Source organism: Coleofasciculus sp. B1-GNL1-01 (assembly GCF_040220235.1).
Lineage (GTDB): Bacteria > Cyanobacteriota > Cyanobacteriia > Cyanobacteriales > Coleofasciculaceae > Coleofasciculus.
In genome coordinates this window covers 48,794-57,477 of sequence record NZ_JAVJTO010000019.1, presented here as the reverse complement: position 1 = coordinate 57,477, position 8,684 = coordinate 48,794, and the positions used below count along the sequence as shown (strand labels likewise).

The window sequence follows — 8,684 nt, the reverse complement described above, 5'->3', positions numbered from 1 at the left end:
GGGTAGAAGTTCGGTCAGCAAATAAGTCTAATTGCTGTTCTTTAATCCGATTTTCCATTTCTCCTCTCGGACAATATTGTTTAGTATAAAGTTGAGAAGGCGTAATTTGAGAAGGAGGTAAAGATGTGACGACATGACGAAACTCTAACCCTTCACTCCCATAAACCACTTTTGTTACCACTCTTCTTTGACGACTCCATGACTTTTCAGTTTGATAGTAGATAGAGCGAAACCAAGTCACGTTGGGAACTAACTTTCTCACCTCTTCTAAGTCTTCATCCTTAGAGAAAAGACTATCCATCAATTTAGTGACTGGCAATAACTTCTCTTCGTATTCTTTTTTTGCTTTTTCAATAAGATTCGTTGCTCGTAACTTCAATTGGCTATTTGTTGCCATTGCTATCACATAATTTACCCCTTCTTTCTCTTCACAAAAATTCATAAGCTCTTCACGAGCATAAGCACTATCGCCTCGCACTATTATCTGCGTATTATGCCATTTTTCTCGAATTAAGCCAATGATTCTCTGCAATTCTTCTAATGCTCCTTCGGCTGGGTCTACATTAGAAGGACGTAATCTTGCCACTAATAAATGATGTCCACAGAAGATATATAAAGGTGCATAGCAAACTCCTTTATAATAAGTATTAAAAAATGCGCCTTCTTGATGTCCATGCACTTGGTCATCGGTGACATCCATGTCTAAAATGATTTGTTGAGGAGGGGTTTGATAAGACTCCAAAAAGATGTCTACGAAGGCTTTTTTAATCTCTTCCGGGTTAGCTTCAATACGATGATAGCGGGATTCTTGTTGCTGAAGGATTGTATCGGGGCAATATTCCAGCCGATTTAAGGTGCTTTTTCCGGCTAAAATTGCTGATAATGAGTCATCAAAATTGAGCTTTTCTAAGGCGATTGCTAAAGCAGGATCATAGCGTAGTTGGTCATGATCATTGACATCTTCGTATCCTAAAGCAATTCCATAAACTCTTTGAGCGAGTAATTGATGAACTGAATAATTTAGATAAGATAAATGCCGATGGTCTTGAAAGCATTCGGCAAATCTTGCTGTAATCCTTAATTTTTTATCTAACTCTGCTAACCAAACGATTACTGCATCTGAGGTGATTTGACCTCCGTTAAAGTTAGCAAGAAGTTCTTTCCCTTTCTTTTTCCCAAAGTTGAGTGAATGGTCATTCCTTTGAGATAAGTTAGCAATCATAAAGCAAAATATTTGACCTTTTCTATAACTAAATTATATCAGGTTTTATGGATTTTATTCTCAATTTAATTGTCAAAATTCTATTTGAGTCTATCAAGAAAAGTTAATTAGCTTAAACTTTACGCCAATTCAACTAAAACGGATTTAAATTGTGTATTCTCTGTTGCCTGTTTCCTGTTGCCTTTCAAGGTTTTAGGTGTCCCAATTTAAATGCCGAACAGCTTAATTCTTTTTACTAAAGCTATATTCCAAAAATATGAGCATCAATTTACTTTTTTTATTAGGTTGAGGAGCATGATTATTCAGAGGCTTGAAGGTGCAACACACTGTTGTGTGCGGTTGGGGGGAATAAATGGGCTTAAATCCTTGTCTGGCAAGGTTTTTGTAATTTGCGCTCGCGCTTCTTGTGAGAAATGCGGGGCTAGGACTAGCTACAATTGGTGTTTATTTACTCGGCATAATTTTCATTGTTTTATTTTTCTTGATCAAGCAGCACTGGATAGTAATTTATACTAAAAGTGTTAATTTAGTCTTGTTTTATAAGAAGCCGGAAAATGTTGAGCCGTTTAGAACTACAGTTTTGGCTGAACTCCGTTAAGTTGTGTTGTCAAGTAGGCATCGCCTATTCAAATGTATGTAAGTCAAATCACCCAAATCTTAAATCGGTAATGCCCACTAAAGCTGTTTAGTGGTGTTTTGCCGTAGATATCACTGATAATATAATTAATTCAGTTGGCTAACACAGCGATGGACACTCTAACCCTGAACGTACCCCCCACCGTCGGTTTAACCGACGAGCAATTTTATCAACTTTGTGTGGCAAATGAACAATGGCGCTTAGAACTTACCGCTAATGGAGAATTAATAATTATGCCCCCAATAGGTGGAGAAAGTGGCATTAGTAATGCAGGTTTGACGGCTAAAGTTTACAATTGGAACGAGCAAACCCGACTGGGAAAAGTGTTTGACTCTTCCACTGAGTTTCGATTACCCAATAATGCTAAACGTTGTCCCGATGTATCCTGGGTAATCCTGGAACGATGGGAAGCCTTATCACCTGAACAACGGCGACGTTTTCCGCCTTTATGTCCAGACTTTGTGATTGAACTTCGTTCTGAAAGCGATTCGCTCCAAGGTTTACGTGCCAAAATGTTAGAGTACCGGGAGAATGGTGCCCGCTTAGGTTGGCTGATTGATCCGCAAACGCCCCTAGTGGAAATTTATCGACCAGGCGTTGATGTCGAACAGATCAATTTTTCTGTTGATGCACCACCCCCACTTTCAGGGGAAGACGTGTTACCGGGATTTGTTCTCGATTTAACGGTTATACTGAATCCTTAAATTTCTGATTCAATCCACTTTATAGTGTTTATCGTTGTGTGAGCGCAAGCCTTGCGCCCCTACATCACTCTTTGTATGGGTTAACCCTACGCCTTTAGGAACCGTTATAGAAATCGACTTAAATCAAAATCGTCGTCAGGAACCACTTGTTTAAACCGTTGTGCATTCAAAACTAACAATAATCGCTCCGAATAATCCACCGCCCCCCGCAACTCGTCTCGTAATATCTGTAAGCCGCCATTAGCATACTCTTCAAAAATATGAATCCTTTCCTCCTCTGCTTTGGCATCAAAAGAGGAGAGAATTTTGGCATCTTTGGTTTCGACAAGCGCCAAAAGTTTAATTAGCGCATCATATCCCCGCGACACAAATATCTCTAACCCAATCGGTGCAGGTTCTTTCTTGGCAATTGTTCCCAGAGGCGATCGCTTCCTGCGCTTGACACCCAACGCCGCTGCAAATGCGATAACGTCAGCATACGTTTGAAAGGGTCCGGTTGTCTCGGCTGATGCGGTTAACGCTTTGACTAAATCGGCTTGATCCTTGGCAATTCGGATGCGATTGACGCCCATTCCCCTGATATCCTCCTATTTTCGTCATTCGTCATTCGTCATTCGTCATTTGTCATTTGTCATTCGTCATTTGTCATTTGTCATTTGTCATTTAGTCGGGGCGGGTTTTGCAGCCAAGCTAGGGATAACAATCAATATTAGTCCCTAAACCCGCCCCTACACACAGACGCTCCATGGCTCGTCTGGAACATGGCTCCCCCAGCTTCCCCAGCTTCCCCAGCTTCCCCAGCTCCCCCAGCTTCCCCACCCGACATCCTACCGAGTTTGCTGAATGTAGAGTAAAATACCCCGTGCGATCGCTTGGGCAATAAGGCTGCGAAATTCAGGTGTGGCAAGTCTTGGCGCATCTTCAGCCCCGGTGACAAACCCCACTTCCACTAACGCAGAAGGCATAGAGGTGCGTCGGATGACATAAAATCTACCTCGCTTCACGCCGCGATTCCGCATTCCGGTACTCTGTAAGAGACTGTTTTGAATCGCTTCAGCTAGCCCTCGCCCATTGGCATAGTAATAGGTTTCCACCCCATTCACATCGGGACGACTCAGGCTAATCGCATTGGCGTGGATACTGACAAATAGGTCAACATTAGTTTGTTCGGCGAGTTGAACTCGTCCTCTCAGGCTAATAAATCGATCATCCGATCGCGTCAATATCGTTTGTACACCCTGTTGTTCTAAAAGTTGTGCAACTTGGAGAGAAATGGGTAAAATTACGTTCTTCTCCTGCAAGCCACCAATCCCCACAGCGCCGGGATCTCTGCCCCCATGTCCCGGATCAAGCATCACCACAACGCGAGTATTGCGTACTCCAGGAAATACAGTCGGGGGTGGTGAACTCTCTGGCGGTAATCGTTCCGGTGGCGGTACGGGAAGCGTACCCGTTGGTGGTGAAACGACTCTCCTCTGTCGCAGGGATAGGGCTAACAATTGTTCGCTGGGTTGATTGAGTTCGCCAATCTGGGTATTTCGATCCGGTTGAACCACAATCACCACAGTACGCGAATCAGGCTGGCGTAGTCTCACCTGGGATAATGGACTATTGACGCCTAGCTGAGGTCCTTGGATTCGGTCAGCCAGTTGAGCATCTGGGATGGTAATTTGGAACTGGTTGGCGCTGGGATTCCAATTCCCACTCGCCCGAATCCGTTGATCTGCCCGAATTAATAATTGAGTACCATTTTGGGCAATTTGCACTGATTCAATCGTGGCGAGATTCGTAGCCGCCGTGGGTTCCCGATCGACTCGTCGCGGCGATAAGTCCTGAAGCTGCGACGCCGAAACTCCTCTGGGTAATAATACCAAACCGCCAACAGCACTATAATTCATCTGCCAGTCGGGACTCTCGCGATTCACGTTTAAGGTGATGCGAGTTGGGGATGAACCCGACTGTTGGGATAATTGAATTTGGCTAACCCCATAGCGATTCACTGATACTGTTTGATTTCGTAACGCTGGGGGTAGGGTAATCCCTTCTACATCAAACTCAATGGTTTCGCGATCGCGACTCCGTTCCACCTGAATCTCTTTAACTTCCCCCTCATTGGTGCGAATGAAAAACCCATCCCGCGTCACCTGAATCGGATCAAGTTGCACACTTGACTCGGTTCTGTCGGGAGAGGGTTCCGGTGGTGTGGGACGAGGTGTGGGTTGGGGGGGAGGAGTTGTCGGCGGTAGGGGACGAGGTGCGGGTGTGGTTATCCGCTGCGGTTCAGGAAGTTGTACAAACCACTGTCTCGGTGACGCCCCCCGAAACTGAATCTGTTGGGGATCTATGGTATAACCTGGTGCAATTTCTACCACAATCCGCGTCGTCTGGCGGTCAAACTGTCCCACCCGAATTTCCCGAATCCCTCCCCCTACAGGCTGGCTGACGCTGGGGCGTCCCAATGTCGTACCGGGTAAATCGATAACCAGGCGCAGGGGATTGGGAATCAGTTGGGCTGTGGGTTGAACGCTACCATCTGTGGTAAATTCCAGTTGATTTTGACTCGCATCAAATCGCCACAGCAAAAGCCTAGCCGCTTCTGCGGGTAATGAAACCAGAAACGTACTCCAGAAGCTAATAAGTAGCAGTAGCCACTGAATTTTCCTCATTCCCTTACCCTCACGATTAATCGTCTAACTGCCAATTGCTTGCTCAATGTCAGCCTGGTCTAGTTTACGTCCAATTAGCACTAACCGAGTTTGGCGAGATTCGCCGTTGTGCCACAGTCGATCATAGAATGAATCGAAGCGATTGCCGACTCCCTGTAAAACTAGACGCATGGGTTTATTGGGTACAGACACAAACCCTTTGATCCGGTAAATCTCCTGCTGTTGCACGAGTTGTTGCAGTTTGGCGATTAGGGTTTTGGGTTCAAAGGCTTGGTCAGAAATAAATTGGACGGAATTAATCTCGTCGTCATGGTCGTGGTCGTCCTCGGTATCATGATGACTGGGACGATTGTCTAAGTTATCCTCGACGGCGGCGTTGAACCCGAGTAAGAGTTCCGGCTGAATCTGTCCCTGATCACAAGGAATAACTTTAACTCCCGTGGGTAATTGATGCTGTAACCAGTCTTTGATCCTCCTCAGCGTCGCCTCATCGACTAAATCTACCTTGGTGAGTAAGACTAAATCCGCACAAGCCAATTGATCTTCAAAGAGTTCCTCAATTGGGGTTTCATGGTCTAAATTGGGGTCAGCTTGGCGTTGGGTTTCTAAGGCATTAATGTCACCGACTAAGGTTCCGGCGGCTAATGCTTGACAATCGACCACCGTGATTACTCCATCCACGGTAGCACCGTTGCGAATGGGAGTCCAACGGAAGGCTTGAACTAAGGGTTTGGGTAACGCTAATCCAGAGGTTTCAATTAGCATACAATCGATGCGATCGCGTCGTTGTAAGAGTTGCTGCATTGTCGGGTAGAATTCTTCCTGAACGGTGCAGCAAAGACAGCCATTGGTCAGTTCGACAATATTATCGTTAGGATTATCTTCCTCATCACAAATTTGGCAGGAACGCAATAACTCGCCATCAATACCCACTTCCCCAAACTCATTCACCAGAACGGCTATTTTACGTCCTTGGTTGTTTTGTAGTAAATGGCGCATTAATGTGGTTTTGCCAGAACCGAGAAAGCCGGTAATTACAGTTACGGGAATTTTATGCATGATTATTTGACCTCAGGATAAGGGTGGAATTCGTGCTAAGATGCCTTTTTTTAGGGGTTCAGGTCGTTTTGCCCAAGGCAATAAACCATCAGGTTGGCTATGGTACAAACTGGCACAGTCTAAGATAGCCGCTGCTGTTTTGGGTAATGTTTCTACATCTACGGGTAAATCCCCAAATAGATACGTGTGTTTACCCAAGGCGGCTAAGGAAACCGCACAAGGGCGACTACAAGCACTCATACATTCAATCGGTTGAAGTTTAAATTCATCCCGGAGTGACCAGTTTTGGTGGAGTTCCTGCAAGGGTTCTAGAAGTTTTTCTCCACCACTTTGACCAATGCGCTTGCCATCTTTCCAGGTACTGGCGCAGGTTGTACAAACAAATAAAGTGTGTTGATTCATTTTGATTCAGTCATATAGCGTTTTCATTTGGATCGTCAACATAGCAATGCTGTAAAAAGGCAATAGGCAATAGGCAATAGGGTAAAGAGTTTGTTTTAACAAAAAAAGGACATTTAGACAAACATGGCATTAGAGGTTGTCGTTAGGGTTGAGAGGGTTTATTCCAATCGCTTAACTGGTCTTCCAGTTGACGAATTGTTTTCGGAAACGGCATCGTCTTGGGTAAAGATAAACGTGACACTAATACCTGCCAAACCTCCCATAAAATGGGGACATCCAGGTGGAATTCGGCTAACCTATTGCTTTGGCTAAAAATATCTTGCGTTTCTCCTGACATAATCAGTTGTCCTTCATGTAAAATACACATCCAATCTGCCCATTGATAGGCAAAGTTTAGATCATGAGTAGCAATCACTAGAGTCGTTCCAGCGGCGTGAATCCGTTCTAACTCCTCCAGGAGATTGCCCGTTTGCACGCTATCTAAATAAGCTGTTGGCTCATCTAATAATAATAGTTCAGGATGCCGTGCCATTACCCCGGCTAGCGCAACTCGTCGTTTTTGTCCTAAACTGAGGTGATGTAAGGGGTTGTTGGCTAAGTCTTGTAAGCCAAATTCGGCTAAGGTTTGTTCAAGCCGCTGCTTGATTTCTGCCTGAGACAATTTTAGAGTATACAACCCATAAGCAATATCCTCAGCTACCGTTCCGGCGACTAATTGTTGTTCTGGGTCTTGAAACGCGAGTCCGATTTTTTGACGCCACTGATTCAGGGAATGGCGGTCATAGTTTAATCGTTTACCTGCCCAGTGGATTTGTCCCTGCTGGGGTTGAAAAAGTCCATCGGCTAAGAATAATAGAGTTGATTTACCCGACCCATTTTGACCCAGTAATGCGATTTTTTTAGTGACTGGAATGGATAAATTTAGTCCATTCAGCGCTGGTTTCTGTCCACCCGGATAGGTATAATAAACATCTTCAAATTCCAGTAACTTTTTGCTCATACATTTATCTTACATGATTTTAAAATGACCTATTCAGCCTTTAATCAGTAATGTCAACAATGGCGAAATCCTTGTCGTAGTGTGAGCATCTTGCTCACTATTAATACCCAATTGAAATGCATGACAGCTTATACAGGTGAATCAAGGGAATAGAGAACATGGAATAAACAACGAATGACAAATGACATAAGACATAAGACAAATGACAACTAACCAACTCAACTCCTAACAATCCCCCACAACCCAAAACGGCTTCCACTGCATAGCGTTTGGAGTAGCGATAGTGATGGAGTAAGCCAACCGGAAATTCCCCGGTAAAGCCTCGTGCTGCCAATCCCAAGGAAAATTGATGATAACGTTGTAATGTCCGCAAAAATAATTGTCCCACCAAGAGTCCTAAACTATGCATAGTTAAACGCCAATTGCGATAGCCATTTCGCGCCTGTTGTGCCAATTTTAACTCCTTTGCTGTTTTCAGCAAGATAAACACAAAGCGATACATTAATAGCAGAATATCTGTGAGGATAACTGGCACATTCAGCCGTCGCATCGTCTGTACAATTTCGATAAAAGGGACAGTACAAAGAATAAAAAACAGACAAGACACACAAGCCAGCGATCGCATGAACACAACGCCAGCTTGTTGACTACCGCTGCGACTGATATAGACATACCAGGAACCCAGATTCATCCCACCCCATTGATCGGTTTGGGCAACCTCGATTTGAGTCATGGGGGCGATATTCACGATTAAAGCGGGTAAACCCAAGAGTAAGAATAGAGATGCTAGGGCGATTAATCGCAAGTAAACTCGCCAGCGAATTCCGGCATAACCGACTGTCCATATTCCCATCCACAATATAATCAGAAATTGAGTCGGTGCATGGCTAAAAAGACTAATAAACAACACCACCAACGCGAAGCCCAATTTCTGGGCGGGGGGAAGATAACGCAGACGATTCCGGTACGCGATCGCATCAATTTCCAGAGTCAT

The 8,684-nt window shown here is 44.5% G+C and carries 8 protein-coding genes; 1 reads left to right on the top strand and 7 read right to left on the bottom strand.

Features of this window, described 5'->3' with window-relative positions; translation table 11 throughout:
- Positions 1-1,222: IS1380 family transposase (locus RID53_RS04535; RefSeq protein WP_446386983.1), on the bottom strand; the 1,222-nt coding region annotated here is incomplete at its 3' end.
- 747 nt (positions 1,223-1,969) lie between these two features.
- Between RID53_RS04535 and RID53_RS04530 the strand changes: the two genes are divergently transcribed.
- Positions 1,970-2,563: a Uma2 family endonuclease gene (locus RID53_RS04530; protein WP_446386982.1), complete on the top strand. Its 594-nt coding sequence runs from the start codon at positions 1,970-1,972 to the stop codon at positions 2,561-2,563.
- Between the two features lie 104 nt (positions 2,564-2,667).
- On the opposite strand, the gene RID53_RS04525 is transcribed toward RID53_RS04530, so the two are convergent.
- From RID53_RS04525 to cbiQ, 6 genes are all read right to left on the bottom strand, one after another.
- Complete coding sequence (locus RID53_RS04525; protein ID WP_446386981.1) at positions 2,668-3,135, bottom strand: DNA phosphorothioation-associated protein 4; 468 nt, start codon at positions 3,133-3,135, stop codon at positions 2,668-2,670.
- A gap of 255 nt (positions 3,136-3,390) precedes the next feature.
- On the bottom strand, positions 3,391-5,229 hold the full coding sequence (locus tag RID53_RS04520) for an N-acetylmuramoyl-L-alanine amidase (RefSeq protein ID WP_446386980.1): 1,839 nt from the start codon (positions 5,227-5,229) through the stop codon (positions 3,391-3,393).
- A 24-nt stretch (positions 5,230-5,253) separates the two neighbouring features.
- Positions 5,254-6,288, bottom strand: a complete 1,035-nt coding sequence (gene cobW / locus RID53_RS04515; RefSeq protein ID WP_446386979.1) for a cobalamin biosynthesis protein CobW — start codon at positions 6,286-6,288, stop codon at positions 5,254-5,256.
- Positions 6,289-6,300: 12 nt separating this feature from the next.
- Positions 6,301-6,690, bottom strand: coding sequence for a DUF1636 family protein (locus tag RID53_RS04510; RefSeq protein WP_446386978.1), 390 nt, complete (start codon positions 6,688-6,690; stop codon positions 6,301-6,303).
- A 142-nt stretch (positions 6,691-6,832) separates the two neighbouring features.
- Complete coding sequence (locus RID53_RS04505; RefSeq protein WP_446386977.1) at positions 6,833-7,690, bottom strand: energy-coupling factor ABC transporter ATP-binding protein; 858 nt, start codon at positions 7,688-7,690, stop codon at positions 6,833-6,835.
- A 100-nt stretch (positions 7,691-7,790) separates the two neighbouring features.
- Positions 7,791-8,684, bottom strand: a complete 894-nt coding sequence (gene cbiQ, locus RID53_RS04500; RefSeq protein ID WP_446386976.1) for a cobalt ECF transporter T component CbiQ — start codon at positions 8,682-8,684, stop codon at positions 7,791-7,793.